General features: G+C 71.1%; 24 protein-coding genes. 16 read left to right on the plus strand and 8 right to left on the minus strand.

All coding sequences use genetic code 11. From position 1 onward, the window contains the following. Positions 1–14: 14 nt before the first annotated feature. Positions 15–227 carry a heavy-metal-associated domain-containing protein gene (locus J4H92_RS05855; protein WP_208097080.1) on the minus strand — a complete coding sequence of 71 codons (213 nt, stop codon included), beginning with the start codon at positions 225–227 and terminating at the stop codon, positions 15–17. 71 nt (positions 228–298) lie between these two features. Then, on the minus strand, positions 299–1,576 hold the full coding sequence (locus tag J4H92_RS05860) for an MFS transporter (RefSeq protein ID WP_208097082.1): 1,278 nt from the start codon (positions 1,574–1,576) through the stop codon (positions 299–301). A gap of 98 nt (positions 1,577–1,674) precedes the next feature. Here J4H92_RS05860 and J4H92_RS05865 point away from each other — a divergent pair, with 98 nt between their 5' ends. Further along, positions 1,675–2,934: a glycosyltransferase gene (locus J4H92_RS05865; RefSeq protein WP_341783007.1), complete on the plus strand. Its 1,260-nt coding sequence runs from the start codon at positions 1,675–1,677 to the stop codon at positions 2,932–2,934. A 69-nt stretch (positions 2,935–3,003) separates the two neighbouring features. On the opposite strand, the gene J4H92_RS05870 is transcribed toward J4H92_RS05865, so the two are convergent. Further along, on the minus strand, positions 3,004–4,392 hold the full coding sequence (locus tag J4H92_RS05870; protein ID WP_341783008.1) for an amidase: 1,389 nt from the start codon (positions 4,390–4,392) through the stop codon (positions 3,004–3,006). Between the two features lie 101 nt (positions 4,393–4,493). Between J4H92_RS05870 and J4H92_RS05875 the strand changes: the two genes are divergently transcribed. The 5 genes from J4H92_RS05875 to J4H92_RS05895 all read left to right on the plus strand — a co-directional run bounded on the left by J4H92_RS05875 (position 4,494) and on the right by J4H92_RS05895 (position 8,659). Continuing rightward, on the plus strand, positions 4,494–5,597 hold the full coding sequence (locus tag J4H92_RS05875; RefSeq protein ID WP_341783009.1) for a metal ABC transporter substrate-binding protein: 1,104 nt from the start codon (positions 4,494–4,496) through the stop codon (positions 5,595–5,597). Continuing rightward, complete coding sequence (locus J4H92_RS05880; RefSeq protein ID WP_341783010.1) at positions 5,594–6,445, plus strand: metal ABC transporter ATP-binding protein; 852 nt, start codon at positions 5,594–5,596, stop codon at positions 6,443–6,445. Before J4H92_RS05875 ends, J4H92_RS05880 begins: the two co-directional genes overlap by 4 nt. An 8-nt stretch (positions 6,446–6,453) precedes the next feature. Next, on the plus strand, positions 6,454–7,335 hold the full coding sequence (locus J4H92_RS05885; RefSeq protein ID WP_341783011.1) for a metal ABC transporter permease: 882 nt from the start codon (positions 6,454–6,456) through the stop codon (positions 7,333–7,335). After that, entirely contained in the window at positions 7,332–8,150 is an 819-nt protein-coding gene (locus J4H92_RS05890) for a metal ABC transporter permease (protein ID WP_208097086.1), read from the plus strand. The genes J4H92_RS05885 and J4H92_RS05890 overlap by 4 nt, the downstream gene beginning before the upstream one ends. Positions 8,151–8,251: 101 nt before the next feature. Then, the gene (locus J4H92_RS05895; RefSeq protein WP_208097088.1) at positions 8,252–8,659 is read left to right on the plus strand and encodes a Fur family transcriptional regulator; all 408 of its coding nucleotides are present in this window, start codon (positions 8,252–8,254) and stop codon (positions 8,657–8,659) included. A gap of 41 nt (positions 8,660–8,700) precedes the next feature. Here J4H92_RS05895 and J4H92_RS05900 read toward each other — a convergent pair whose 3' ends face one another. Continuing rightward, a complete protein-coding gene (locus tag J4H92_RS05900; RefSeq protein WP_341783012.1) occupies positions 8,701–9,480 on the minus strand; it encodes an SGNH/GDSL hydrolase family protein in 780 nt (259 codons plus the stop codon). Positions 9,481–9,570: 90 nt separating this feature from the next. On the opposite strand from J4H92_RS05900, the gene J4H92_RS05905 reads away from it, so the two are divergent. The 6 genes from J4H92_RS05905 (at position 9,571) to J4H92_RS05930 (ending at position 15,453) form a co-directional block, all read left to right on the plus strand. Next, positions 9,571–11,700, plus strand: a complete 2,130-nt coding sequence (locus J4H92_RS05905) for a reprolysin-like metallopeptidase (RefSeq protein WP_208097090.1) — start codon at positions 9,571–9,573, stop codon at positions 11,698–11,700. 193 nt (positions 11,701–11,893) lie between these two features. Next, the gene (gene rpmB, locus J4H92_RS05910; RefSeq protein WP_208097092.1) at positions 11,894–12,130 is read left to right on the plus strand and encodes a 50S ribosomal protein L28; all 237 of its coding nucleotides are present in this window, start codon (positions 11,894–11,896) and stop codon (positions 12,128–12,130) included. Beyond that, complete coding sequence (gene rpmG / locus J4H92_RS05915; protein WP_208097094.1) at positions 12,130–12,297, plus strand: 50S ribosomal protein L33; 168 nt, start codon at positions 12,130–12,132, stop codon at positions 12,295–12,297. The genes rpmB and rpmG overlap by 1 nt, the downstream gene beginning before the upstream one ends. Before the next feature lie 2 nt (positions 12,298–12,299). Next, positions 12,300–12,605: a 30S ribosomal protein S14 gene (gene rpsN / locus J4H92_RS05920; protein WP_208097096.1), complete on the plus strand. Its 306-nt coding sequence runs from the start codon at positions 12,300–12,302 to the stop codon at positions 12,603–12,605. Between the two features lie 393 nt (positions 12,606–12,998). Continuing rightward, complete coding sequence (locus J4H92_RS05925) at positions 12,999–13,277, plus strand: HU family DNA-binding protein (RefSeq protein WP_208097098.1); 279 nt, start codon at positions 12,999–13,001, stop codon at positions 13,275–13,277. Positions 13,278–13,398: 121 nt separating this feature from the next. Continuing rightward, positions 13,399–15,453 (plus strand): cytochrome c oxidase assembly protein, encoded by a 2,055-nt coding sequence (locus tag J4H92_RS05930; protein WP_208097100.1) that lies wholly within the window; start codon positions 13,399–13,401, stop codon positions 15,451–15,453. 107 nt (positions 15,454–15,560) lie between these two features. Here J4H92_RS05930 and J4H92_RS05935 read toward each other — a convergent pair whose 3' ends face one another. The 4 genes from J4H92_RS05935 to J4H92_RS05950 form a co-directional block, all read right to left on the minus strand. Beyond that, positions 15,561–16,277: a GntR family transcriptional regulator gene (locus tag J4H92_RS05935; protein WP_208097101.1), complete on the minus strand. Its 717-nt coding sequence runs from the start codon at positions 16,275–16,277 to the stop codon at positions 15,561–15,563. A 138-nt stretch (positions 16,278–16,415) separates the two neighbouring features. Beyond that, positions 16,416–17,186 carry an SDR family NAD(P)-dependent oxidoreductase gene (locus J4H92_RS05940; RefSeq protein ID WP_208097103.1) on the minus strand — a complete coding sequence of 257 codons (771 nt, stop codon included), beginning with the start codon at positions 17,184–17,186 and terminating at the stop codon, positions 16,416–16,418. 39 nt (positions 17,187–17,225) lie between these two features. Continuing rightward, a complete protein-coding gene (locus tag J4H92_RS05945; RefSeq protein ID WP_208097105.1) occupies positions 17,226–18,857 on the minus strand; it encodes a flavin-containing monooxygenase in 1,632 nt (543 codons plus the stop codon). A 40-nt stretch (positions 18,858–18,897) separates the two neighbouring features. Next, positions 18,898–19,803 carry an alpha/beta hydrolase gene (locus J4H92_RS05950; protein ID WP_208097106.1) on the minus strand — a complete coding sequence of 302 codons (906 nt, stop codon included), beginning with the start codon at positions 19,801–19,803 and terminating at the stop codon, positions 18,898–18,900. Between the two features lie 418 nt (positions 19,804–20,221). On the opposite strand from J4H92_RS05950, the gene J4H92_RS05955 reads away from it, so the two are divergent. The 4 genes from J4H92_RS05955 to J4H92_RS05970 all read left to right on the plus strand — a co-directional run bounded on the left by J4H92_RS05955 (position 20,222) and on the right by J4H92_RS05970 (position 25,751). Then, positions 20,222–21,355: a substrate-binding domain-containing protein gene (locus tag J4H92_RS05955; protein ID WP_208097108.1), complete on the plus strand. Its 1,134-nt coding sequence runs from the start codon at positions 20,222–20,224 to the stop codon at positions 21,353–21,355. Between the two features lie 91 nt (positions 21,356–21,446). Continuing rightward, complete coding sequence (locus tag J4H92_RS05960) at positions 21,447–22,169, plus strand: SDR family NAD(P)-dependent oxidoreductase (protein WP_208097110.1); 723 nt, start codon at positions 21,447–21,449, stop codon at positions 22,167–22,169. A 19-nt stretch (positions 22,170–22,188) separates the two neighbouring features. Beyond that, positions 22,189–24,744, plus strand: coding sequence for an ATP-binding cassette domain-containing protein (locus tag J4H92_RS05965; RefSeq protein ID WP_208097119.1), 2,556 nt, complete (start codon positions 22,189–22,191; stop codon positions 24,742–24,744). Beyond that, positions 24,741–25,751, plus strand: coding sequence for an ABC transporter permease (locus tag J4H92_RS05970; protein ID WP_208097120.1), 1,011 nt, complete (start codon positions 24,741–24,743; stop codon positions 25,749–25,751). The genes J4H92_RS05965 and J4H92_RS05970 overlap by 4 nt, the downstream gene beginning before the upstream one ends. Positions 25,752–25,827 lie beyond the last annotated feature (76 nt).

The raw sequence follows: 25,827 nt of genomic DNA on the forward strand, positions 1-25,827 counted from the left end.
CGACGGCGGCCGGATCAGGCCCGCGCCGCGGTGTAGCCGGCCTCGGCGACGGCGGCGATCACCGCGCGATCCGGGATCGCCGTGCCGTCCCCGGTCACCGTCAGGCGGCCCGTGGCGCGATCGGCGACCGCGCTCGTGACGCCCGGGATCTCCGCGACCTCTTCGCGGACGTGCCGCTCGCAGTTCGCGCAGGTCATTCCGGCGACGGTGTACTCGGCGGTGGTCATGGATCCTCCGATCGTCGGCGTGCGTGCGGGAGAATCATACCCCAGAGGGGTATCTGCTCCTCGTCTCCACCTTACACCCGACGCGCGACGCTGACCAGAGCCGGCACGACCGCGAGCGCGAGCAGCGCGCCGCCGACGCCGAGGCCCTGGTAGCCGATCGCCGCGAGCGCGACGCCGGCGAGCAGTCCGCCCGCGGCGCCGGAGAGGCTCATGAGGGTGTCGGCCGTCCCCTGCGCCGCCACGCGCTCGGGGACCGGCGTGGACTGGACGATCATCGCGGAGCCCGCCACCGTGGCCGCGGACCAGCCGAGGCCGAGCAGGACCAGGCCGAGCGTGGTGACCCAGTGGGACTCCCCGCTGAAGCCCGACAGCAGCACCGATGCGGCCAGCGTCACCATGCCCGCCGCGGAGACCGCGGCTCCGCCGAAGCGATCGGTGAGCAGGCCCATGACCGGTGCGAGGGCGTACATGCCGGCGATGTGCAGGCTGACGGTGATGCCGATGACCGTGACCGAGGCCCCGTGCCCGGCGAGGTGCACCGGGGTCATCGACATGACGGCCACCATCACGGCGTGAGCCGCGAGGATGCCGGCGATGCCCGCACGGGATGCCGGATGCGCCCGGAGCGCCGCCATGCCCGCCCGCAGTCCCCGGCTCGGCGCGGGGAGCGGGGCCTCGGCTCCGGCGTCCGTCCCCGTCGGCGCGCCGCGAACGGCCTCCCGGCCGGACAGCACGAGGTAGGGATCCGGGCGCAGGCCGATCCAGATGACGAGCATGCCCGCGAGCATGCCGGCGGCCGCGATCACGAAGAGTCCCGAGAGCGCCGGCAGGCCCAGGCGTCCCGCGATCCCCTCCCCGACACCGAGGAGGTTGGGCCCGGCCACCGCGCCGATCGTGCTCATCCACACGACCAGCGAGAGGTCCCGGCCCCGCTTGGCGTGCTCGCTGAGATCCGTCGCCGCGAAGCGCGTCTGCAGGTTCACCGCGCTGCCGAAGCCGATCAGGATCCCCGACACGACGAGCACCCAGAACGCACCGGTCACCGCCGCGAGCACGACGCCCGCGGCGCCGATCGCCCCGACGAGCAGCCCCGAGGACAGCGCGGTGCGCCGACCGGTCGCGAGGGCCAGGCGCATCAGCGCGGCGGATGCGATCGCGGCCCCGAGCGTCATCGTCGTCGTCACCGACCCGGCCCACGCCTCGGAGCCGGACAGCTCGACGGCGATCAGCGAGCCGGTCGAGACGACTGCCCCGGCGCCGATGCCGCTGAAGACCTGGGCGAGGGAGAGGAGCAGGAGGGTCCGGCGCTGGACGCGCCTGAGCGCTGGAGCGGGGGTATGAGACGGCACCGTAGCACCATACCCCCTCCCGTATGGGGAGCGCCACTGCGGGGACGGGCGCGATGCCGGAGCGAGGCCGGCTCCGCCGGAGACGGTAGGGTGACGATGTGGACGAGGCAGGATCGACCGAGGAGCGCGGCGCAGCCGAGGCGAAGCTCGACCTCGCGTTCGTGGTGCTGCACACCTCGCCGCTCGACGAACCCGGCACCAAGGACGCGGGCGGGATGAACGTCGTCGTGCGCGCGCAGGCCGAGCAGCTCGCGGCGCTCGGGCATCGGGTCCGGATCATCACCAGGCGCACCCACGCCGCGCAGCAGGCGGAGCACGAATGGACGCCGGGGGTGGTCGTGCGGCATCTCGATGCCGGGCCGGCGCGGCTGCTCGCCAAGGGCGAGCACGAGGCGCTGATCGGATCCTTCGGCGCGGCCCTGCGCGAGCAGCTCGGCGAGGATCCCGCCGATCTCATCCATGCCGAGCACTGGTACTCCGGTCTCGCGGCGCTCCCCGCGGCTCGCTCGCTCGGCGTCCCCCTGGTGCAGAGCTATCACAGCATCGCGGCGGGGGACGACACGCCGCTCGAGGCGGGCGAGCGCCCCGAGGCCCCCGGCCGCCTCGCCGGGGAGCGCCGGCTCGCGCACGAGGCCGATCTCGTCGTCACCGTCAGCGAGGCGGAGAAGTCCACCGTGCTGCAGCGGCTCGGCGGTGATCCGGATCGGGTCCGCGTAGTGCCGCCCGGAGTGGACACCCGCGTGTTCCGGCCGTGCACCGAGGGCGAGCGGCAGGATCGCGCGGCCCGGATCGCGCGCGGGGGTCTGCCCGAGGTGCTCGTCGCGGGTCGCCTCCACCCGCTCAAGGGCTTCGACCTCGCCATCGCCGCGCTGGCCGAGCTGCCGGACGAGCGCCGTCCGGCGCTGCGCATCGTCGGCGACTCCCCGCCGGACGGCGACGACTATGCGAGCCTGCTGCACGATGCCGTGGCCGCGGCCGGCATGCTCGGCACCACCTCCTTCGACGGGGCGCTGCGCCGCTCCGAACTCGCGGAGCGCCTGCGCCGCGCCGCGCTCGTGCTGATCCCCTCGCACTCCGAGACGTTCGGGCTCGTCGCGCTCGAGGCCGCGGCCTCGGGGGTTCCCGTCGTCGCGCGGGCGACCGGGGGACTGTGCGAGGCGGTCGACGACGGCGCGACGGGCCTGCTCCTCGACGGCGAGGACCCGGCGGACTGGGCCGCGGCGATCGAACGCCTGCTGGGCGATCCCGCGCTCGCCGAGCGCATGGGGCGCGAGGGGCGGCGCCGAGCCCTCGAGCGGAGCTGGCGGGTCTCGACCGACACCCTCGTCGCGGTCTACCGGGAACTGCTGCGTCGCTGAGGATCGCTCCGCGCTCCGCGTCGCCGGGCTGCGGGAGGGAGGCTTCGGCGCGGGGCGGGGGCCCGCGCGTCAGCGCGTCAGCTGCACGATCTGCTCGGCCAGCTGCAGCAGCCTCGCCTCGCCGCCCGCCGGTCCGATGAGCTGCACGCCGACCGGCAGCCCGCTCGCTCCGGCGCTCGCGGGCGCGCGGCCGAGCGGCACGGTGATCGCGGGCGCTCCCGCGACGTTGACCATCGAGGTCTGCGGCGCCCATTCGCACTGGAGGCGGTAGTCGCCCTCGGGCCCTCTCCCGCGGAACTCGCCGATCGGGGGAGGGGGGAACGCGAGGGCGGGGGTGAGCACGGCATCGTAGGCGCCCCAATCGCGCCGGGCCTTCGCGGCGAACCCCCGCAGCGCCTCCGCAGCCTCCTCGAGCCGCTCCGGCGCGGTGATGCGCGCGCGATCGAGGAACCAGGAGGCGAGTGCGCCGAGGCGATCCTCCGCGCCGGGGGCGAGCGCGATGCGGGTCAGCGCCGAGGTCCAGACGGCGGTGAAGGCCTCGGGGTAGCCCGCGTCGTAGCGGATCCGGGCCTCCTCGACCGTGTGCCCGGCGGTGTCGAGCGCTGCCGCCGCGGCGTCGAGAGCCGCGAGCGCGTCGGCGCCGAAGCGGATCTCGACCCGTTCCTCGAAGGGCGAGGCCAGGCTGATTCCCACCCGCAGCCCGCGCAGCTCGGAGGCTCGCTCCACGCCCCGCAGTGCCGCCTCGTCGCGAGCGCCGCGGAGGGCGTCGAAGAGCAGGGCCGCGTCGGCCGGGGTGCGCGCGATCGGTCCCGAGACGCCCCATCCGGGCCCGCTCTCCGCTGCTCTCCGATCGGCCGGTACGGCGCCCCGGCCGGGCTTGAGGCCGACCAGTCCGCAGGCCGCCGCCGGGATCCGGATGGACCCGCCGGCGTCGCTCGCGATGGCCGCCGGAATCAGGCCGAGCGCGACGGCGGCGGCGGTGCCGCCGCTGGATCCGCCCGCGGTCAGCGCGGGATCGAAGGGATTGCGCGCCGGCGGGGCGATCTCGTTCTCGCTGTAGGCGGCGATCCCGAACTCGGGCACCTGGGTCTTGCCGATCGACACCGCCCCCGCCTCGCGCACGGCCGCCGCGACGGGATCGTCGGCCGCCGCCACGAGGTGCGGGATCGCCGCCGACCCGTGCGTCGTGACGTGGCCTCGCTGGTCGATCAGGTCCTTGTGAGCGGTCGGCAGGCCCAGCAACGGCGGCAGCGCGCGTCGCGCCTCGGGCGGGGTGTCCGAGAGGCGGGCGTCGACGGCGTCGGCCTCCGCGAGCGCGATCTCCGCGTCCGCGCTGACGAACGCGCCCGAGTCGCGGTGCTCGGAGACGAGCTCGAGCGCCCGGGCCACGAGTTCCCGGGACGAGGTCTCGCCGCGCCGCAGCGCGCGGCGCAGTTCGAGTGCCGTCCGCTGCTCCACCCCGCCAGCGTATCCGTTCGCGCGCAGGTCCGTCTCGGCGTCAGGTAGTATAGTGAGATTCGTTATCAACGATGTGCGCTCGCGCACCGGAAGGACCTCACGTGCACACTCGACTCTCGGCCCTCGCACTCGCCGCCGCGGGGGCGCTCGCGCTCGCGGGCTGCTCCGGGGCGGCCGACCCCGGCGAGGAGCCGGCGCCCTCGCTGAACGTCGTCGCGACGACCACGCAGCTCGTCGACTTCGCCGGCGAGGTCGGCGGAGACGACATCGAGCTCACGGGCCTGCTCGCCCCCGGCGGCTCGGCGCACCACTTCGATCCGAGCCCGGCCGATCTGCTCGCGCTCGGAGAGGCGGACGTGCTCATCGTCAACGGCGCGGGCCTCGAGACCTTCGTGGACGACGCCGTCGAGTCGTCGGGCTTCGACGGGCTCGTGATCGACGCGAGCGACGGCGTCGATCTCGACGAGGCCCGCGAGATCACTCTCGAGGGCGAGGACGAGGACCACGACCACGAGGATCACGCGGAGGACGAGGACCACGCCGAGGGCGAGGACCACGATCACGCGGACGAGGATCACGCGGAAGAGGCGGACGAGCACGCCGAGGACGAGCACGACCACGATCACGGCGACCTCAACCCCCACCTGTGGAGCTCGCCCCGCCTGGCCCAGGGCATGGTCGGCGAGATCGCGCGCGGGCTCTCCGAGGCGGAGCCGGATCGCGCGAGCGACTTCGCGCAGCGGGCCGAGGAGTATCAGGCGAAGCTGGGGCTGCTCGACGAGTGGGCCGCGGCGCAGTTCGAGCGGGTCCCCGAAGCGGATCGCGTGCTCGTGAGCGGTCACGACTCGATGCGCTACTTCCTGCACGACTACGACATCGAGTTCGCCGGATCGATCCTCCCCAGCTTCGAGGACAACGCCGAGCCCAGCGCGGCCGAGATCGACGAACTGGTCCACGAGATCGAGGAGCACGGCGTCAAGGCGATCTTCGTCGAATCGTCGATCAGCCCGAAGCTCGCGGAGACCGTGGCGAAGGAGGCCGGCGTCCGGGTGGTCGACGCCGAGACGCTCTTCGTCGACTCCCTGGGCGCGGAGGGGAGCGGCGCCGAGACCTATATCGCGGCGACGGTGCACAACACGAGGGTTATTCTTGAAGCCTGGGGGGTGACCCCCGACCCCGTGCCCGCCGAATTGGAGAGCGTGTGACCCCAGCCCGTCCTGCCGTCAGCCTGCGCGGGGCCGCGTTCGGCTACGCCGGCCGCACGCGCGTCGCGGGTCTGACCCTCGACATCGAGGCGGGCAGCGCGGTGGCGCTGATCGGGCCGAACGGCTCGGGGAAGTCCACGCTGCTGCGCGGCCTCCTCGGCCTCGCCGATCTCACCGCCGGCTCCGTCGAGGTGCTCGGCGGCGATCCCGCGCGCGCTCGCCGCCGCACCGGCTCCCTCCCCCAGTCCGATTCCCGCGACGTCGACCTGCCGCTCTCCCTGCGGCAGGTCGTGGCGATGGGACTCTACCGGGAGCTCGGCCCATTCGCGCCGTTCGGACGATCGGGTCGCGCGCGGGTGCGCTCGGCGATCGAACGGGTCGGACTCGCGGAGCGTTCGGGAACGCGTTTCGGCGAGCTCTCGGGCGGGCAGCAGCAGCGCGGGATCCTCGCCCGGGCGCTCGTCGCCGATCCCGAGCTGCTCCTGCTCGACGAGCCCTTCAACGGGCTCGACCGGGAGAACCGCGACGCCCTCCTCGAGCTGGTCCGCGAGCTGAGCGGCGAGGGCCGGACGATCGTGGTGAGCACCCACGACCTGGAGATCGCCCAGCGGGCCTGCACCCACGTCCTGCTCCTCGCCTCGGGGCACGCCGAGGACGGCGCCGAGGGCGCCGGGGGCCGGAACGCCGAGCACGCCGAGGTGGAGCGCTTCGGGCACCCGACGAGCTTCGGCCCGGTCGATCGGGCGCTGACGCTCGAGGCGGTGGAGCACGCCTTCCAGGACACGACGGTCGAGCTCGACGAGCACACCGTCACCACCGCGAGCTGCGCGCCGGGCGAGGCGGAGTAGCCCGAGCCGTGGATGCGACGCTGCTCGAGGTCTTCTCCCTGCCGTTCATGGGGCGGGCACTGGCGACGCTCGCCGTGCTCGCCGTGGCCGCGGGCGTCGTCGGCATCGGCATCAGCTTCCGGGAGCTCGAGTTCGTGAGCGACGCGCTCGTGCACGCGGTGTTCCCGGGCCTGGTGATCGGGGCCGCACTGGGCGGCGCCGCAGGCGTGCTGCCCGGGGCCGCGGTGGCCGCGCTCGCGGCGGCCGGCCTGTTCACGGCGCTCGACCGGGGCCGCGGCGGGCCCGGGGGCGATGCGACGATCGCCGTCGTGCTCACCGGCCTGTTCAGCCTCGGAGTGGTCCTCGTATCGCGTCAGGACGGCTATGTCTCCGAGATGCAGGGGATGCTCTTCGGGCACCTCCTCACCGTCACCGAGGCCCAGTTCTGGCAGATCGTGGCCGTGTCGGCGATCGCGGCGATCCTCATGCTCGCCACGCTGCGCGCTCAGCTCTTCCGCGCCTTCGACCCGGCAGGGTTCGAGGCGGCGGGCTTCCGCCCGCGCGCGGCGGACCTCGTCCTCACGATCGCGATCGCGCTGCTCGTGGTCGCGGGGGCCCAGGCGCTCGGCGTGCTGATGGTGCTGGCGCTGCTGACGGTGCCGATGGCCGTGGCGCGTCTGGTCACGCGGCGCCTCGGTCTCCTCGTCCCCGTCGCGATCGCGGTGCCGCTGCTCAGCGGCGCGCTGGGCCTGTGGTGGTCCTTCGAGTGGTCCGTCGGATCCGGGGCCTCCGTTCCGCCGGGCGCCGTCGTCGTGCTGCTCCTGGTCGCGGTCTACGCGCTCGCGGTGGTCGCGCGCGTCGCCGCGCGCGCCTGGCAGCTGCGCTCGCGAGCCGGCCGGGGGCACGGATGAGCTACTTCGCGCTCGCCGCGCTCGAACTGGTGCTGCTGGGGCTGCTCAGCGGGGTGGTCGGCACGCTGATCGTGCTGCGGCGCCGGTCGTTCTTCGCGGTCGCGCTGAGCCATGCGACGTTCCCGGGCGGGGTGATCTTCGCGCTCGCGGGGTGGAGCCTGCTCGTCGGGCAGGCGCTCTTCGCGGCACTGCTCGTGCTCCTGATGACCGGGCTCTCCCGAGTTCCCGGCCAGGGGCGGCAGGTGGCGAGCGGCATCGTGCTCTCCTTCGGCTTCGCGCTCGGCGCGCTGCTCGCCGGCCTCAACCCCGGACTGGGCGTGCCCGTCGAGGCGCTGCTCGTGGGCTCGCCGCTGTCGGTGACGACCGGCGACGTCGCGGCGACGGCCGCGGTGCTCCTCCTCTCCCTCGTGGCGAGCGGTCTCGCCGGCCGCCGCATCCTCCTGCACACCTTCGACCCGGCCGGCTACGCCGCGATGGGTTTCCGGGCCTGGCCGGTCGAGCTGCTCGTCACCGCGATGATCGCGGCCGGGGTGGTGGTGGCCATGCCCGCCGTGGGCGCGATCCTCGGCGTCGCGGTGCTGATCGCTCCCGCCGCTGCCGCGCGGCTCATCGCGCCGCGCATCGAGTGGATCCCGCCGCTCGCGGCCGTCCTCGGCGTCCTCGCGGGGCTGCTCGGCCTCTGGGCCTCGCGCGCCTGGGACGTGGCCGCCGGGGGATCCGTCGGCCTGGCGATGACGGCGATGTTCGTGCTCGTGCTGCTGGTCGGGGCCCTGGGCCCCGACTCCCGTCGCAAGAAGGCGCGGATGGGGGCGTGAATCGTGCCGAAGCCCCCGCTCGCGCCTCATTGCCGACGGCCAGGGTAGCCTGAGAGGATATCCGGAAGATCGGGCAGGAGCGAGCGAGAGGGGTGGCGAGGATGAGCACCACCACCGGGCCCAAGCGGAACACCAGGCAGCGGGCGGAGGTCCGCGCCGCCCTGGACGAGGCCGGCGGCTTCGTGAGCGCGCAGCGATTGCACGAGACGCTCCGCGCGCAGGGGTCGACCGTGGGCCTCGCCACCGTGTACCGCTCGCTCGCGGCGCTCGCCGAGACGGGTGAGGCCGATTCGCTGCAGTCGCCGGAGGGCGAGAACCTGTTCCGCTCCTGCGTGACCTCCCACCACCACCACCACCTGATCTGCCGGCGGTGCGGCGCGGCGCGGGAGCTGGAGGCGCGAGTGGTGGAGGAGTGGGCGGCGAGGGTGGGCGCCGAGCACGGCTACTCGGAGATCAGCCACGTCGTCGACCTGTTCGGCCTCTGCCCGGAGTGCCAGGCCCGGGGCTGAGCGGCCTCGCCGCGGGGCGCTGAGCCGAGGCGGCCCGAGTCTCAGCCGCGGGGCTCGATCCACTCCCAGCGAGGGTGCTTCGCGGTGCGTCCGTCCCCGCTCGAACGGCCCGTCAGACGGCGGCCGAGCCAGGGCAGCACGTGCTCGCGCGCATAGCGCAGCTGCTCCGACCGGGTGGGCGCCGGTCGCGGATCCGCGTCGATCGACCAGTCGGCCGGGGCGGGGCGCCCGAGCGAGCGCAGCACGTTCCAGGCGACGCGATGGTGTCCGACGGGCCCCAGGTGCAGGCGATCCTCGGACCAGTACTCGCGCCGACGGAGCACGGGGTCGTTCCAGTTGTCGCAGAAGCGGACGCCGAGCCTCTCGGTGAGCGCTCCAGCCGCGGCGGTGAGCGCGTCCCCCTTCGCCCGCACCCGTGCGCCGCGGGGCAGGCCCGCCGTCGGGTCGGCTCCCGCGAGCAGTATCGGCTCCGTGCCGGCGTCGAGCACGCGGCGCAGCACGCTCTCGGTCCGGGCGACGATCGAGGGGATGTCGGTGCCCGGCCGGAGCATGTCGTTGCCGCCGCCGTTGAAGCTGAGCAGGGTCGGCTCCAGCGCGAGCGCCGGTTCGAGCTGTTCGGCGACGATGGGTCCGAGCAGGCGGCCGCGGATGGCGAGGTTCGCGTACTGGATCGGTTCGCCGATCGCGTCCGCCAGTCCCTGGGCGACGAGGTCCGCCCAGCCGCGCACCGAGCCATCGGGCAGCTCGTCTCCGACGCCCTCGGTGAAGCTGTCGCCGATCGCGACGTAGCGGATCGCCGCCCGCGTCTGCTCGTTCGCCACCCGTTCAGCTTAGAGGTCGCGCGGGGCACATCGCTGCGATGTCCGGTCCGGACCTGTCCGCCGGCCCTCGAATCCGCTACAGTGACGAGCGTGAGGGGCGCAGGGGGAGACGCGCGGCGGGGCGACCGTCCGCCGATCGATCCGCGCTCGGCGCCTCCGCATCGGGACCGGGGATCCGCGCTCGTGGCCCTGGTCGGCGCGGGGGCGCTCGTGCTCAGCCTCGCCGCGGCGCCTGCCCGGGCGGAGGCGGGCATCGCCGATACGCTCGAGGTCAGCGGGACCGTGATGGTGCTTCCGGAGGAGCCGGCCGGCGATCCGCGGGACGGCCGGACCGTCGGAGGCGGGGCCTGGCTGGTCGTCGACGACGGAACGCCGATCCCGCTCGACGAGCAGACGCTCGCGGCCTCGTTCCCCGGGCGGGAGCCGGTCTCCGGAGCCGGGTTCACCGGCACCGTCGGCGTGCCGCAGGAGGTGGCCGACGAGTTGCCGGCCGAGTCCGCGCGGTTCGCGCAGGCCGAACTGCGCGAACTCGTCGCGGAGACCGCCGGCGGGGTGGACGTGGAACTGCCCGTGCTGGCGGCCGAGATCGTGCCGATCTCGGCCGCGGCGGACTCAGGGGCCGTGCGGCCGGCCGACGTGGTGTTCGCCTCGCGCGCGACGGGCCAGGTCGCCGCGCCGGGCGACGCGGAGATGCTCGCGCTGCTGGAGGGCGTCTCCGACTACTGGGCCGAGCAGAGCGGCGGGGTGATCGGCGGCATCGTCGACGACGCGGTGACGCGGATCGCGCTCTCCGACACGAATGCGTGCGAGGCCGACAACTTCGTCGCCTGGGATTCCGCAGCCAGATCCCTCGGCTACTCCGGGCTGCAGGGGTCCGACCCCTACCCCTCGGGGAGCCGCCATCTCATCGTGCTGGTGCGCGATCCGGCGTGCGCGAACGTCGGCCTGGGCACCGTGGGGCCGAAGTTGAGCGGCGGACTGAGCTGGGTGAATCTCGCGGACGAGGACGTGACGGAGGGGACGCAGGTGCTCGCCCACGAGATCGGGCACAACCTCGGCCTCGGTCACGCCAACGCCCGCGGCTGCACCGGGAGCACCGTCGATGCCGGAACCGCATCGAGCGGTCTCGCGAACTCGCCGTGCGAAGACGTGCAGTACGCCGACCTGTGGAACGTCATGGGCATCGGGATCCTGGGCTACGGCGGCGTCCCCGCGGCGCTCTCCGTCAACCAGCGATCCTATCTGGGGGCGGCTTCCCCCGGCATGCTGCGGACGGTATCCGCGGAGGGCGGCGCCGGCCAGACGCTCACGGTGAACGCGCTCACCTCGGGCGAGGATCCCCGCGGCCTCCTGATCGAGCCGCCGGCGGGCGAGCCCTTCACCGTGGAGTACCGCAACGGCGCGGGTCAGGACGGTGGCACTCCTCAGTCCGGGGGGCAGGCGTTCGTGCTCACCCGGGGCGGCTACCAGTTCCGGGCGGGCATCGGGGTGAAGGTGCTGAAGGGCGTTTCCGGATCCGGCGTGCTGGGCGAGGAGTCCACGGTGCTCACCCGCCTCGTCGGCGGTCATCGCCAGGAGACGCTGACCGCGGGCGACTCGATCACTCCGGAGGGCTCCGCCGCGACGGTCACGGTGCAGGACGTCGCCGAGCATGCGGCGACCATCCGGATCGATTTCGCGAAGGTGCTCGTGCCGCAGACGCCGACGGTCAGCGGGACGCCTCGGGTCGGCCGGACACTGCAGGCGCGGCCCGGCAGCTGGCAGCCGGCGCCGGTGGCGCTGAAGTATCAGTGGTATCGGGGCACTGCCAGGATCCCCGGCGCGACGAGATCGAGCTACACCCTGAAGGCCGCGGATCGCGGCAAGCGGATCTCGGTGCGGGTCACCGGCACGAAGACGGGATACCCGAGCGGCGTGAGGGCGTCGACCGCGAGCAGACCGGTCGCCGCGGGAGTGCTGCGCTCGGTGAAACCGAGGATCTCGGGCACGGCGAAGGCCGGCAAGCGGCTGCGGGCGCGAGCCGGCGCCTGGAAACCCGCGGGGGTGAAGCTGAGCTATCGCTGGTACCGCGACGGCAAGCGGATCGTCGGCGCCACCACGTCGAGCTACCGCGTGAAAGCGGCGGATCGCGGCCGCAAGCTGACCGTGCGCGTCACCGGCAAGAAACCGGGCTACGCCGCGGCGGCGAAGGTCTCGGCCGTGAAGCGCGTGCGCCGCTGATCCCGGCCTCAAGGCACCGCGGGCCCGCCGCTTGCGGCAGAGACGCCGACTGCGCTAGAGTCGATCCTTGGCCGTGCGAAATCCGATCGCGCGGACCGCGGGGGCGAGCCAGCCGGATGAGAGTCCGGACGCTCCTGCAGACAAGAGATCTTGGGTGGGGCCGTCCGGCCTCACGGTACTGAGAGGAACCACCATGGCCGCAGTGTGCCAGGTGACCGGAGCCGTTCCCGGGTTCGGTCACAACATCTCGCACTCGCACCGTCGCACCAAGCGGCGGTTCGATCCGAACATCCAGAAGAAGACCTACTACGTGCCCTCGCTCGGCCGCAAGGTGACCCTCACCCTGTCCGCCAAGGGCATCAAGGTGATCGACGCCCGCGGCATCGAGTCCGTGGTCGCTGATCTGCAGAAGCGCGGGGTGAAGATCTAATGGCGAAGCAGCAGGACGTCCGTCCCATCATCAAGCTCCGTTCCACGGCCGGCACCGGGTTCACCTATGTGACCAAGAAGAACCGCCGCAACACCCCCGACCGCCTCGTGCTGAAGAAGTACGATCCCGTGGTCCGCAAGCACGTCGAGTTTCGAGAGGAGCGATAAGCATGGCCAAGAAGAGCATGATCGCCAAGAACAAGCAGCGCCAGGAGATCGTCGCGCGCTACGCCGAGAAGCGCGCCGAGCTGAAGAAGGCGCTGATCGACCCCAACGGCACCGACGAGAGCCGTGAGGCGGCCCGCGTCGGCCTCCAGAAGCTGCCCCGCGACGCCTCGCCCGTGCGCGTGCGCAGCCGCGACGCCATCGACGGACGCCCTCGCGGCGTGCTGACGAAGTACGGCATCAGCCGTGTGCGCTTCCGCGAGATGGCGCACCGCGGCGAGCTCCCCGGTATCACGAAGTCGAGCTGGTAACAGCTCGACTGGATAAGCACTGCCGAGTGCGCCTGTCCGCGTGAGCGGGCAGGCGAGCTGGTAACCGCTCGACCGGACCGGCACCGCCGAGTGCGAACGTCGGCGTGAGCGGGCAGTCGTCTCGGTGACCGCTCGACCGGCGCGGCGCATGGCGGCCGTGTGCCCGAGAACGGGCCCGATCCACCCGGATCGGGCCCGTTCTCGCGTTCCGGGGGGCCCGTGGCCGGGCGGAGCCTGGAAACTGGCGAGAAATATTGTCAGAATCCGCGTGATTCCGCCGATGCGCGGCGAATCTGAGGTAGATTCATACGCGATCAACCGATCGAGTCCCGGAAGGGACGCCATACATCACGGGCACGGCTCTGAAGGGCCCGGCCTTTGAAAGGACCAAACATGTCGCTGAACAAGACTGAACTCGTCGCGAAGGTCGCCGCTGAGACCGGCCAGAGCCAGGCTGCCGTGTCGGCAGTGCTCGACGGCCTCTTCTCCGCCGTCTCCGAGACCGTGGCCGGCGGCGGCAAGGTGTCGATCCCGGGCTGGCTCTCCTTCGAGACCGCGACCACCGCGGCCCGCACCGGGCGCAACCCCCGCACCGGTGAGACCATCGACATCCCGGCCGGCAAGCGCGTGAAGGTGTCGGTCGGCAGCAAGCTGAAGGCGGCGGTGAAGTAGTCCCGTCCCGACCTCGACGCGACCCCCGGCCCGGATGGGCCGGGGGTCGCGTCGTCTGAGGGTCGCGGGCACGACGGGCCGATGCCCCCGCGCCTGCCCCCGCGGGGCGTAGGCTTGGGGGGTGCCACGTTCGCTCCGCCTCATCGCCCCAGCCGCGCTCCTGGCAGCGGCCCTCGTCGCGCTCCTGGCCGGGCTCGTCATCGGCGGTGCGGCGGCCGAGCGCACGCTGCTCGATCCCGGTGCGGTCGTGCGCTACGGGCTGCCGACGGCGCGCATGCTCGTCAACATCTCGCTGGGCGTGGTCATCGGATCCCTGGTGCTGGCGGTGTTCGCGCTGAGCCCCGAACGCCCCGAATGGCGTCTCACGCTCGATCTCGCGGCCGCCTCGGCCGCGGTCCTGACCGTCGCGAGTGCGGCGTTCCTCATCTTCACCTACCTCGACATCGCCGCGGTGTCCTTCTCCGGGGACGCGGACTTCGGTGCCGGTCTCGCGCAGTTCGTCACCGATGTCGAGCTGGGGCGGCTGTGGCTGATCCAGGTCCTGCTCGCGGCGATCACCACCGTGCTCTGCTTCGCGGTGCGCGACCGGAGGTGGGTGCTCCTCGTCCTGATCGTCGCGCTGGCGGGTGCGCTCCCCCTCGCCCAGCAGGGTCATGCGGCCGGGGCCTCGGGGCACGCGCAGGCGGTCAACTCCCTGCTCGTGCACCTCGTCGGTGCCTCGGTGTGGCTGGGCGGCCTCGTGGCGCTCGTCTACGTCGCGACGGCCGGCCGTCGCGCCTCTGCCGGCGAAGGCCGCGGCCCGGGCGGCGGCCGAGGCGCCGGTGCGCCGACGGATCGCGCTCGCCTGGCGACGCTGGTCTCCAGGTACTCCACGCTCGCGCTGCCGGCCTTCGTGGCCGTGGCCGCCTCAGGGGCCGTCAGCGCCTGGCTGAGGATCGGCTCGCCCGACGCGCTCCTCGGCACCGGCTACGGGCGCCTCGTGCTGCTCAAGACCGGTGCCCTCGTGCTGCTCGGCGTGTTCGGCGCGGTGTGGCGGAGGCTGGCGATCCCGCGCATCGGCGGGCCGAGGGGCGGCCGGGTGTTCCTGTGGCTGGTGCTCGCGGAGCTCGCCGTGATGGGCGCGGCGAGCGGCTTCGCCGCCGCGCTCGGACGCACGGCGACCCCCGTGGCGCTCGATCCCGCGCGCGAGACCGGGGGCGAGGGCATCTCGCCGGCGGAATGGCTCACGGGCGATCCGCTGCCCCCCGAGCTGACTCCGCTCAGCTATCTGACCGCCTGGAAGTTCGACCTCGCCTGGACGCTCGTCTGTCTCTTCGGGCTCGTGCTCTACCTCGCCGGAGCCATCCGCCTGCGACGGCGCGGGGACCGGTGGGCGATCGGCCGCACCGTCGCCTGGGCGCTCGGGCTGCTGCTGCTCTTCTATACGACGAACGGCCCGTTCAACGCCTACGAGCAGTATCTGTTCAGCCAGCACATGCTCGGCCACATGATGCTCACCATGCTCATCCCGATGATGCTGGTGCTGGGAGCCCCGGTGACGCTGCTGCTGCGCGCGACGGAGAAGCGGAGCGATGGATCGTGGGGCGGCCGCGAGTGGGTGCTCTGGGCGGTGCAGACCCCCTACTCCAGGTTCATCACGCATCCGGCGGTCGCCGCCGTCGTGTTCGCCGGGTCGCTCTGGGTGTTCTACTTCTCGCCGATCTTCCGCTGGGCGATGGAGGAGCATCTCGGCCACCAGTGGATGATCGTCCACTTCCTCATCTCGGGGTATCTCTTCGCGCTCTCGATGATCGGCGTCGACCCGGTGCCGTATCGCTTCCCCTACCCCCTGCGCCTGGTGACGCTGTTCGCCACGATGGCGTCGCACGCCTTCTTCGGGGTCACGATGATGACGGGGGACGGGCTGATGCTCGCCGACTGGTTCGGCGCGATGGGGCGCACCTGGGGGGGCACGCCGCTGGAGGATCAGAACCTGGGCGGCGGCATCGCGTGGGGCATCGGCGAACTGCCGACGCTCGCATTGGCGCTCATCGTGGCGGTCCAGTGGTCTCGCAGCGACGACAAGGAGCAGAAGCGGAGGGATCGCGCGGCCGACCGCTCCGGCGAGGCGGAGCTGGCGGAGTACAACGCGATGCTGGCGGCGCAGGCGAAGCGGGATGCGCGGGCCGGGCGGTGATGCGGGCCGGAGGGCCGGATCATCTTCCATCGACGAGACGGACGGGGATGCGGCCGGTGCCGAGTCCGGCCGCGGCGTCCTGATGGGGGATCGGCACGAGCTGCGGGTCAGTTGATCCGTCGGAGCGCAGCGATGGTCTCCCCGGGGTCGCTCGAATAGCGCTTCGTGTACTCCAGCACCGCGAGCTTCCCAGCCAACTCGATGTGGTGCTCGGACGAGGCTCGGGCCGCCGCGGGGTCGCGGTCCCGGGCTGCGGCCTCGATGATGGAGAGGATCTCCACGTACGAGAGCTTGACCCGCTCCTGATCGATGAAGGAGAAGTGCCGGAAGATCCCGATGCGCGCGTGTATGCCGTCGAGCACGGTCGCGAGGGCCGGGTTTCCCGCCCCGTCGAGCAGCAGACGGTAGAACTCGTTCTTGCTCTCTCCTCGGGACTCCGTGTCGCCCTCCAGGTAGTCGGTTTCCAATCGATCCGCGAGGGCCAGCAGAGCCGCCGCCTGCGCGCCGTCTGCGCGCCGGGCGAACAGCTCCGCGGCGAGGCCCTCCAGCTCGCGTCGCACCTCGTAGAGCCCGGCGATCTCTCCCGGGGAGAGACGGGCGACCGCCGGTCCGTGCCCCGGACGCACCGATACGAGGCTCTCCGACTCGAGCTGCCGGAGGACCTCTCGGATCACGGTTCGCGACACCCCGTAGCGCTCGCACAGCGCCTTCTCCAGCAGCCGCTCCCCCGGGACCAGAGTGCCGTCGATGATCTCGGATCTCATCGCCTGCACAACTTGTTCACGCAGCGGGGCCGCCTGGCGCTTGACCGCAGTGGTTGGCATTGTCTCGACTTTCGGTGCGCGATGGACGCCCGGCATCGGCAGCCGAGCGTACGAGCCCCGGCGTTCGCGCCGGGGCTCGTGCTCCTTCGATTCTAAGGACTCCGGGAGCGGACCGTGACCGGGTGGCAGCTCTCGATGCTACCTCGCGGTGTAGCCGCCGTCGACGGGAAGGTTCACGCCGGTGATCCACGTCGACTCGTCGGAGGCGAGGAAGAGCACGGCGTAGGCGACATCGAGGGGCGTGCCGAGCCGACGGATCGACTGGTTCGAGGTCATCATCCGCTCGTAGGCCGGGAGGCCTCCCTCGTACGCGTGCGCGATACCCTCCACGAGCGGGGTCAGCACCGTGCTCGGGTGCACCGAGTTGACCCGGATACCGTGCCGCCCGTAGCTTGCCGCGTCCTGCTTGGTGAGCATCGCCACTGCGCCCTTCGCGACGTGATAGGGGGTGAACTCGTCGTTGCCGATGAGGCCGTAGATCGACGAGAAGTTGACGATGCTGCCGTTCTGCTGCGCGATCATGTGCGGCACCGCGTGCTTGGTGGTGAAGAACACCCCCTTCACGTCGACGGCGAACAGGGCGTCCCACTCCTCTTCGCTGACCTCGTGCGTCTGCTTGTCGGGGCCGATCACCCCGGCGCAGTTCACCAGCACATCTATGGCCCCCCACTGCTCGACCACCCGGGCGATCACCTCGGCCACCCGGGCCTCGTCGGTCACGTCCAGCGCATGGAAGACGGCCTCCCCGCCCGCGGCGGCGATCGCTTCGCCGGTCTCACGACCGGCCGTCTCATTGAAATCCGTGACCGCCACCCGGGCGCCCTCCGCGGCGAACAGCTCGGCGGTGGCCCGCCCCATTCCCATCGCCGCGCCGGTGATCAGAGCGGTCTTGCCGGCGAGTCTTGCCATCTCCTCGATCCTCGTCTCCGTCCGTTCCTCGCGTGCGGGTCAGGACGCAGCCGGCACCGCGGCGAGGAAGGTCGGGTAGCCGGCCTCCTCCTCGCGCCTGCAGAAGTCCTGATAGACGCCGTGGCCGCCCATGTAGACGTTGATCTCCTCGGGTTTCCCCGGGATGTTGTCGCCGATGAACCAGGCACCGGCCTTCTTGCCCTCCTCATACATGACGGTCGCCTTCGCCGCGCGCTCGGTCTCCCTCCGCCACGCCTCGTCCGCCTCCGGGGTCGATTCGATCCGGTCGACGCCGTGCTCCCTCGCCCAGACCAGGAGACGCTGCAGCCATTGGGCCCCCAACTGGATCGGTACGACCAGGTTCGAATAGGGGGTCTGCACGCCGAGGGACATGAAGAAGTTCGGATAGCCGCTGATCGAGATGCCGAGGTTCGACCGGAGCCCCTCCTCGCTCCACTTCTCCGCGAGGGTGCGGCCGTCGCGTCCCACGATGTCGATGGCGGTGAGCGTGCCGGTCATCGCGTCGAATCCGGTCGCGAAGATCAGCACGTCGAGTTCGTACTCGGTGTCGCCGACGACGAGGCCCCGCTCCGTGACGGCTGTGATCGGGCTCGACTTGGTGTCCACCAGGTGCACGTTCTCGCGGTTGAACGTGGCGTAGTAGTCGTGGCCGGTGGGCACGCGCTTGCCGTTGAAGGAGTAGTTCTTCGGGCAGAGCAGCTCGGCGGTCCCGGGGTCCCGGACGATCTCGCGGATCTTGCCCCGGATGAACTCGGCGGCGAGCTCGCTCGCCTCGGGGTCCGTGGCGAGGTCGGTGAAGCACTCGTTGGCGAAGTGGAAGCCGCCCTCGTTCCACTTGCCGTTGAAGATCCGCTCTCGCTCCTCGGGGCTCACGTCCAGCGCGCTGTGCGTCGCCGGCTCCATCGCTACGCCGAAGGGGTGACGAGCCGCCTTCTCGAAGATCGCGTCGTAGTTCTCGCGCAGGTATCGCATCTGTTCATCGGTGACGGCCTCGTTGGTCGTCTCGACGACATAGTTCGGCGTGCGCTGGAAGACGAAGAAGTCCTTCGCCTCGCGGCCCACCACGGGAACGATCTGGATGCCGGAGGCGCCGAGCCCGATGATGCCGACGCGCTTGCCGGTGAAATCGACGCCCTCGCGCGGCCAGCGCGCCGCGTGATACGTCGCGCCCCGGAACGTCTCGATACCGGGGATCGCCGGGAGCACCGGCTGTGAGAGCACTCCCATGCCGCTGACGAGATAGCGCGCGGTCACCGTGCGGCCGTCACGGTAGGAGATCTCCCAGAGGTTCGCCTCCTCTCGGTAGACGGCGCGCTCGACAAAGGTGTTCAGCTCGATGTCGCGTCGCAGATCGAGACGGTCGGCGACGAATTCGAGGTAGGCCAGAACCTCCTCGCCGGACGGGTAGCGCTCCTTCCAGACCCACTCCTCGCGAACCTCCTTCGAGAAGGAGAACGAATAGTAGCTGTACTCGCTGTCGGTGCGCACGCCGGGGTAGCGGTTGATCCACCAGGTGCCGCCGATGCCGTCGGCGCCGTCCACGACGTGGGTGTTGAAGCCCGCCTCGCGCAGGTGGTGCAGGATCGCCAGGCCGGAGAAGCCGGCGCCGATGACCAGGGCGTCGTAGTCGGAGTGGGTGGGTGTTGACATTGCGGATCTCTTTTCGTTCGGGTTCGGGTTGCGGCGGGTCTCAGCGCCCCGCTCGGTACCAGTCGGCGATGAGCCGGACTTCTTCATCGGCGCGCGGATGCCGTCCGGCGAGGAAGGGGAAGACGTGCTGCATGCCGTGGCCGACGGAGAGGGTGACGTCGACGCCGGCGGCGGTCGCCCGCTCATACAGCCGCACACTGTCCGCATAGAGCGACTCGGTATCGGCCGCCGCGATGTACAGCCTGGGGAAGCCGGTGAAATCGGCGTAGAGCGGGTTGGCGAGCGGATCGGTCGGAGAGGTCACCCCCTCGATATAGCGGTCGATGTTCGCCTGCAATCCCTCGCGGGCGATCAGGAAGTCGGTGGCGTCGTTGGTCTCGATGGTCGAACCGGAATTCTCCATGTCGAGCCATGGCGACAGGGTGATCACCTGTGTCGGCAGCGGTTCGCCCAGTTCGCGCAGTTTCAACACGGTCGCGATCGCGAGGTTGCCGCCGGCGCTGTCGCCGACCAGGGTCACGTCGTCGACGGGATGGCCGGCCTCACGCAGCGCCCGTACGACGGCGACGCCGTCCTCGACGGCGGCGGGGAACTTGTGCTCCGGTGCGAGTCGGAAGTCCGCGACGAATGCCGTCGCGCCGGTGGCCCGGGCCAGATGTCCGGCGAGCTTGCGGTGGCTGCGCGACGAGCCGAGCGCGAAGCCGCCGCCGTGCAGCAGAACGAGCACCTGATGCGGATCGCTCTCGAGCGGGGACACCAGAATGCCGGGCACGCCGCCGAACTCGGTTTCGCGATAGGTGACTCCTTCCGGCTCGGCCGTGACGCGCTGCCAATCGTCGAAGACGATGCGCAACAACTCGATCGACATGTCCGGATAGCGGCCCATCTCGACGGCCCACTCGGCGTAGACCTCTCCGAGACGGTCGTTGGGGCGTGGTACAGGCATCTTTGCTCTCCTTCGAACTCCTGGTGATGTTCCGTTCGGCCCGGGGCCGACGTGCCCGCTGATGCGCGCCGGGGAGGTCGCTCGCGGCGAACGTGCGGAACCAGCTTCGACCCGGCGAAGGCGCCGAGGAGACGAGGGTCTCAAAATGCGACACCGCCGTCTCAGGATGATGCAGAGCGGTACGACGGCCGCGGGCCGGTTCTAGCATCGCTGCTGAGACGGCTGAGGGTGTCCGCTTTCGGAGACGAGGACGGCTTCCCCCGGTCGCCTCGGCGCAGGAGAGCGCCGCTCCGCGAGATGCGGCGCGGTGCGACGGCGCACCGATCCCTGAATGCAGCGCACCGCGACGATGCGGGCGGGCGGCGCCCCAGACGGAGCCGACCGGGTTCGACGCGACTCGAAGAGAGAAGAGAAGAAGATGACTCCCAAGAAGGCCACGCAGTTCGCCGCGCTCGCCGCGGCGACGGGGCTCCTGCTCACCGGATGCGCCGGCGACAGCGCACCCGGCGGCGGCTCCGTCATTCCGGACGGGCAGGAGCTGGGCATCGTCGGCGTCGAAGCCGACATCGCCGACATCACCGAGTACTGCGGCGACGAGCCCGTGAAGGTCGCCTATGCGGACGGCGCCGGAAACAACGCCTGGCGTGCGATCACGCGAGCCATCTTCGAGGAGTGGGCCGCGAAGTGCGACAACATCACCGACGTCATCTACACCGACGCCCAGGGGGACACCCAGAAGGCGATCTCCGACATCAACTCGCTGGTCTCGCAAGGCGTCGACGTCATCGTCAGCTTCGTCGACGGCGGGGAGGCGCTGCTCCCCACGGTGCGTCAGGCCACGCAGCAGGGGGTCAGCTTCGTTCCGCTGGTCGGCTCGCCCGGAGGCGAGCCCGGAGTCGACTACGTCGACTTCGTCTCGGAGGACATCGTCACCTATGGCGAAGGCCTCGCTCGCTGGACGCTGGAGCAGATGGGCGGCACCGGCAATCTCGTCATGCTCGGCGGTGGCGCGGGGAACTCCTACTCGCAGAACGTCTACGAAGGCGTCCTCCGCGCCCTGGAGGACTACCCGGACGTGACGCTGCTCAATGAGGACGGCTTCGTCGTGACCGACTGGGAGCCGGGCAAGATCCAGCAGGTGGTCGCCGGTCTCATCACCGCCCACGGCCAGATCGACGGCATCGTCTCAGATTACGGAGGGGGGTCGGTCGGCGGCATCCGCGCCTTCCTCGCCGCGGAGAAGGACATCCCCGTGTGGTCGGCGAACGACTCCAACGAGTTCGCCTGCCTCTGGGATGAGTACGGTTCCGAGGATTCGAAGTATCAGATCGCGACCATGTCGTCGCGCAACTGGGTGATCCGGGCCGCGCTCAACAAAGGTCTTGCCGCGCACAACGGGATCGTGAACACCGATCCCTCGACCTTCAACCTGGAGATCATCGAGGACTCGACCGATCCGGCCCTCCAGCCGACCTGCGAGCCGAGCCTCCCCGCCGACGCGATCCTCTCTTCGGGGCTGAGCGTCGAGAGCATGCAGGAACTGTTCAACTAAGCAGAGTCGTTCTCCCCGGGAGGGTGCTCGGACCGAATGGTGTGCCGAGCACCCTCCGGGGAACGGCACGGAGGCAAAGGAGCCGCAGCACATGAACCGATTGACCGACAAGATCGCGATCGTCACCGGGGCCGGCAGAGGCATCGGCCGGGCGATAGCCGAGGCGTTCGCCCGGGAGGGAGCCGTCGTCTACGCGACAGCGCGCTCGCAGCGACAGGAGTTCGAGCATCCCGGAGTCCGCTATCGCTCGCAGGACGTCTCCGGCGAGGCGGGCTGGAAGGCGCTGGTCGAAGAGGTCGTCGGCGAGCACGATCGTCTCGATGCGCTCGTGAACAACGCCGGAATCATCGAGTACGACCCGATAGATCAGCTGAGCCTCGACGACTGGAACCGAGTCGTGGCGGTGAACCAGACCGGAACCTGGCTCGGCATGCGGGAGGCGATCCCGCACATGATCGCGCGCGGCACCGGATCCATCGTCAACGTGTCGTCGATCTGGGGCAACGCGGCGGTCGGAGGGGCCCATGCCTACCACGCCACGAAGGGAGCGGTGCGCAACATGTCGAAGAACGCCGCGATCACCTACGCGGCGTCCGGGGTCCGCGTCAACTCGCTGCACCCCGGCTTCATCTGGACGCCGCTCACGCAGCAGCAGGCCCCTGAGGTGAACGAGTTCGTGATCGGTCAGACCCCGATGGGACGCGCGGGTACGCCGGAGGAGATCGCTCATGGCGCGGTCTTCCTGGCGAGCGACGAGTCCAGCTTCATGACGGGAGCCGAACTCGTGATCGACGGCGGCTACCTGGCCCAGTGACGAGGAGAGTCCAGATCACATGACCGAGAACACGCGGTTGTCAGCTCCCGGAACGAGCGCCCCCACCGACACCGATGATCCAGCGGAGGAAGGCGCGGTCCTGCTCGATCTGCGCGGCATCGAGCAGCGCTTCCCCGGCGTCCATGCCCTGAAGCATGTCGATCTCAGGGTCCGGGCAGGTGAGGTTCATGCGCTCGTCGGCGAGAACGGCGCGGGCAAGTCCACCCTGATGGCGGTGGCCTCCGGCGCCCTCGCGCCCGACGAGGGAACGGTGCACATCGGCGGGGCACCTCTCGAGAGCGCGGACCCCGAGGAGGCGCGCTCCCTGGGTCTCGGCATCGTGCGGCAGGATCCCGCACTGCTTCCCGACCTCACGGTGGCGGAGAACATGGTCATCGGCGTGGGCGTCGACCGCGTCGGCGGAATCGCTCGCGCATCCGAGTGGGTGCGCGAGCGCCTGGAGCCCTGGGGCATGGAGATCGATCCTGCGGCGCGCGTCTCCGACATCCCGCTCGAGCAGCGCTTCATCGTGGAGATTGCCAAGGCGCTCGCGCTGGAGCCGAAGGTGCTCATCCTCGATGAGCCGACCGAGCATCTGAGCTCCGAACTCGTCGAACGGTTCTTCGCCCGCGTGCGGGAGACGGTGGAGGCCGGAGCGGCCGTCGTCTACATCTCGCACCGCATTCCCGAGGTGAAGCGGATCTCCGCTCGACTCACGGTGCTGCGCGACGGCCAGGTCCGCGGCACGTTCGACGCTGACGACGTGACCGAGGAGAAGATCGTCGAACTCGTGATCGGCCGCGAGCTGGACGCGGTCTTCCCGGTGAAGGGCAGCCTCGCCGGCACGATCGGCGAACGGGACCGTCTCGTGGTCGAACGTCTCGGCTCCGGCGCCTTCCACGAGGTCTCGTTCGCGGTGAAGTCGGGCGAGATCGTGGGGCTCGCGGGTGTGCAGGGCAACGGTCAGACGGAGTTGATCCGAGCCCTGGCCGGTCTCGGCCCGTCCCACGGCGAGGTGACCGTCGCTGGCCGTCCGGTGCGACGGGGCAGCAACGTGCAGGCGGCTCGGGCCGGGATCGCCTATATCCCCGCCGACCGCCATGGCGAGGGAGTCTTCCTTCCACTCTCTGTGGGGGCGAACATCGTCGCCCACACGCTCGGCGAGGTCTCCACCGCAGGGGTGGTGCGCGAATCGCTGATCGCCAGAACGGCGCGCGAGCAGATCGCGAGGCTCGGGATCAAGACCCCGTCCGCTCGGACGCCGATCCGGTCCCTCTCCGGCGGCAACCAGCAGAAGGCCGTGCTCGCCCGGACGCTGCTCGCGACACCCCGGGTGATCCTCGCCGAGGAACCCACCCAGGGCGTCGACGCCGGAGCCCGGGTGGAGATCTATCGGATCCTGCGGGAAGCGGCGGATCAGGGAGCGGCCGTAGTCATCCTCTCCTCCGACGGCGTGGAGCTCGAGGGCCTTTGCGACCGGGTGCTCATCATGTCGCGCGGCCAGGTCGTCGAAGAGCTGGTCGGCGAGACGGTGAGCGAGGCGGGTATCGCCCGCGCCGCGCTCACCGCGACAACCGAGCGTCTGCGGACGGTCGGTCGCGCCGTCGACTCGGCCCGCCGTCGGCGGCTGCGAACCTGGCTGCGCGGGGATCACTCCCCCGCCGCTGTGCTCGGCACGATCGTCCTCGGGCTCGCCGTCGCCGTCTCGGCGATGAGCAGCAGCTATCTCTCGGCCTTCAACATCGCGAATCTGCTGCTCCTGGTCGCACCGCTCATCCTGGTGGGATCGGCTCAGCTGGTAGTGGTGCTCGGCGCCGGCTTCGATCTTTCTGTGGGCCCGCTGATGGGTTTCCTGGTCGTTGTGGGCTCCTTCTGGATCGTCGACGGCGGCAGCGTCTGGTTCGGTCTGCTCCTCGTGATCGCCGCGGCGGCGGCGGTCGGCCTGGTCAACGGCTTCCTCACCTCGAGATTCGGACTCAGCCCGGTTGTGGTGACCCTCGCCACCTTCATGGCGCTGCAGGGCATCTTCCTCGCCTTGAGACCGACGCCGGGCGGGCTCTTCGCCGCGTCGGTGACACAGGTGATCAATCTCAAGATCGGCGTGATCCCCGTGGCTTTCGTCGTCGCGGTCGGGGTGGCCATCGCGTTGGAGTGGGGGTTGCGCAATACTCGTTGGGGCCTGGAACTGCGCGCTTTCGGCTCGCGGCCCGACGCGGCGGAGCGACTGGGCATTCGGACGCGGCGCACGCAACTGCTCTCCTACCTGCTCGCGGCCCTGCTCGTGCTGCCGGCCGCGCTCATCATGATGGCGCAGGTCGGGATCGGAGACGGTAGACCCAGCGTCGCCTATACGCTCTCCTCGGTCACCGTCGTCGTGCTCGCCGGCGCAAGCATCTTCGGCGGCCGGGGGTCGTTCATCGGGATCATCGCCGCGGCGGTCCTCGTGCAGCAGGTCGTCAACGCGATGCCGTTCCTGGGACTCACCCAGGAGTGGGCGTACGTGCTTCCCGGCGTCATCACGATCGCGGCCGCCGTCTTCTACGCGCAACTGCGTCGAGCAAGGAGTCGAACATGAACACGCAGACCCACGAGGCGCCGCCGCCGTTCTGGAGCCGGGCGCTGTCAGGCCGCTACGCATCGATCTGGGTCGCAACCGCGGTGCTTTTCGCCGTGAGCCCCCTCGTCGCGCCGGGAAGTCTCGGCGCCGCTCCGCTGCTCAGCATGCTGCCGTTTGCGGCGGTGCTCGCGATCGCGGCAGCGGGTCAGACGCTCGTCGTCCAGCAGCGCGGTTTGGATCTCTCGGTGCCGGGCATGATCGCGCTCGGTGCGGTACTGGTCACCAAGCTACCGCAGTCCTACGGCTGGGAGGTCGTGCCCGCCGTGCTCGTCGGCCTCGCGGTGCCGCTGTTGTTCGGGCTGCTCAACGGCGTCATCATCGTGCTCTTCCGGGTGATGCCGCTCGTCGTCACACTGGGCATGAACAGTGTGCTGCTCGGAATCGTGTTCATGGTGTCCGGGGGCACACCGGCGAGCGCGCCGAACGCGCTCAACCAGTTCGCGCTCGACCGCACGCTCGGCTTTCCGAACTCGCTGCTCATCGCGGTCGTCGTCATCCTCGGCGCCGGGTTCATCGGCTCGCGCACGATCGTCGGTCGACGGTTGACGGCCGTCGGGGTGAGCGAGCCCGCCGCCCGAGCGGTCGGCGCTCCGGTGGTCAGCTACCAGGTGCTCGCCTACGGGGTCGCGGCCGGATTCTACGGCGCCGCGGGCGCGTTGCTCGCGGCCTACACGAAGACGCCGCCGCTCTTCCTCGGCGACGCCTATCTGCTGCCCACCGTCGCGGCGGTCGTTCTCGGAGGCACGGCACTCTCCGGCGGCCTGGCGAGCATGGTCAGCACGGGGGTCGCCGCGCTCTTCCTGACCCAGCTCGGGCAGCTGTTCCGGGCGCTCGGCTGGCCCGACTCCTGGCAGCTCGTGGCCCAGGCCGCAGTGCTCCTGCTCGTCGTGCTGCTGCGAGAGCTCGTGCCTCGGGCGGCTGGTGCGATCCGGGCACGCCGGCGTCCGGCTGTCGTCGCGGCTTAGGGTCGGGGGTCGTGGCTTCGACGGCGGTCCGTGCGGCGATGCGCCGTCGGGCCTTGTCCGCCCCGGGGAGCGGGGG

This window comes from Leucobacter weissii (assembly GCF_017565745.1).
GTDB lineage: Bacteria > Actinomycetota > Actinomycetes > Actinomycetales > Microbacteriaceae > Leucobacter > Leucobacter weissii.

Excerpts from the sequence above, each read along its gene's own strand:
- rpmB (WP_208097092.1), top strand. The coding sequence starts at position 11,894 with ATGGCCGCAGTGTGCCAGGTGACCGGAGCCGTTCCCGGGTTCGGTCAC.
- J4H92_RS05970 (WP_208097120.1), top strand. The coding sequence starts at position 24,741 with ATGAACACGCAGACCCACGAGGCGCCGCCGCCGTTCTGGAGCCGGGCG.
- J4H92_RS05925 (WP_208097098.1), top strand. The coding sequence starts at position 12,999 with ATGTCGCTGAACAAGACTGAACTCGTCGCGAAGGTCGCCGCTGAGACC.
- J4H92_RS05965 (WP_208097119.1), top strand. The coding sequence starts at position 22,189 with ATGACCGAGAACACGCGGTTGTCAGCTCCCGGAACGAGCGCCCCCACC.
- J4H92_RS05890 (WP_208097086.1), top strand. The coding sequence starts at position 7,332 with ATGAGCTACTTCGCGCTCGCCGCGCTCGAACTGGTGCTGCTGGGGCTG.
- J4H92_RS05950 (WP_208097106.1), bottom strand. The coding sequence starts at position 19,803 with ATGCCTGTACCACGCCCCAACGACCGTCTCGGAGAGGTCTACGCCGAG.
- J4H92_RS05895 (WP_208097088.1), top strand. The coding sequence starts at position 8,252 with ATGAGCACCACCACCGGGCCCAAGCGGAACACCAGGCAGCGGGCGGAG.
- J4H92_RS05940 (WP_208097103.1), bottom strand. The coding sequence starts at position 17,186 with ATGGCAAGACTCGCCGGCAAGACCGCTCTGATCACCGGCGCGGCGATG.
- J4H92_RS05935 (WP_208097101.1), bottom strand. The coding sequence starts at position 16,277 with ATGCCAACCACTGCGGTCAAGCGCCAGGCGGCCCCGCTGCGTGAACAA.
- J4H92_RS05960 (WP_208097110.1), top strand. The coding sequence starts at position 21,447 with ATGAACCGATTGACCGACAAGATCGCGATCGTCACCGGGGCCGGCAGA.
- rpmG (WP_208097094.1), top strand. The coding sequence starts at position 12,130 with ATGGCGAAGCAGCAGGACGTCCGTCCCATCATCAAGCTCCGTTCCACG.
- J4H92_RS05945 (WP_208097105.1), bottom strand. The coding sequence starts at position 18,857 with ATGTCAACACCCACCCACTCCGACTACGACGCCCTGGTCATCGGCGCC.
- J4H92_RS05855 (WP_208097080.1), bottom strand. The coding sequence starts at position 227 with ATGACCACCGCCGAGTACACCGTCGCCGGAATGACCTGCGCGAACTGC.
- J4H92_RS05955 (WP_208097108.1), top strand. The coding sequence starts at position 20,222 with ATGACTCCCAAGAAGGCCACGCAGTTCGCCGCGCTCGCCGCGGCGACG.
- rpsN (WP_208097096.1), top strand. The coding sequence starts at position 12,300 with ATGGCCAAGAAGAGCATGATCGCCAAGAACAAGCAGCGCCAGGAGATC.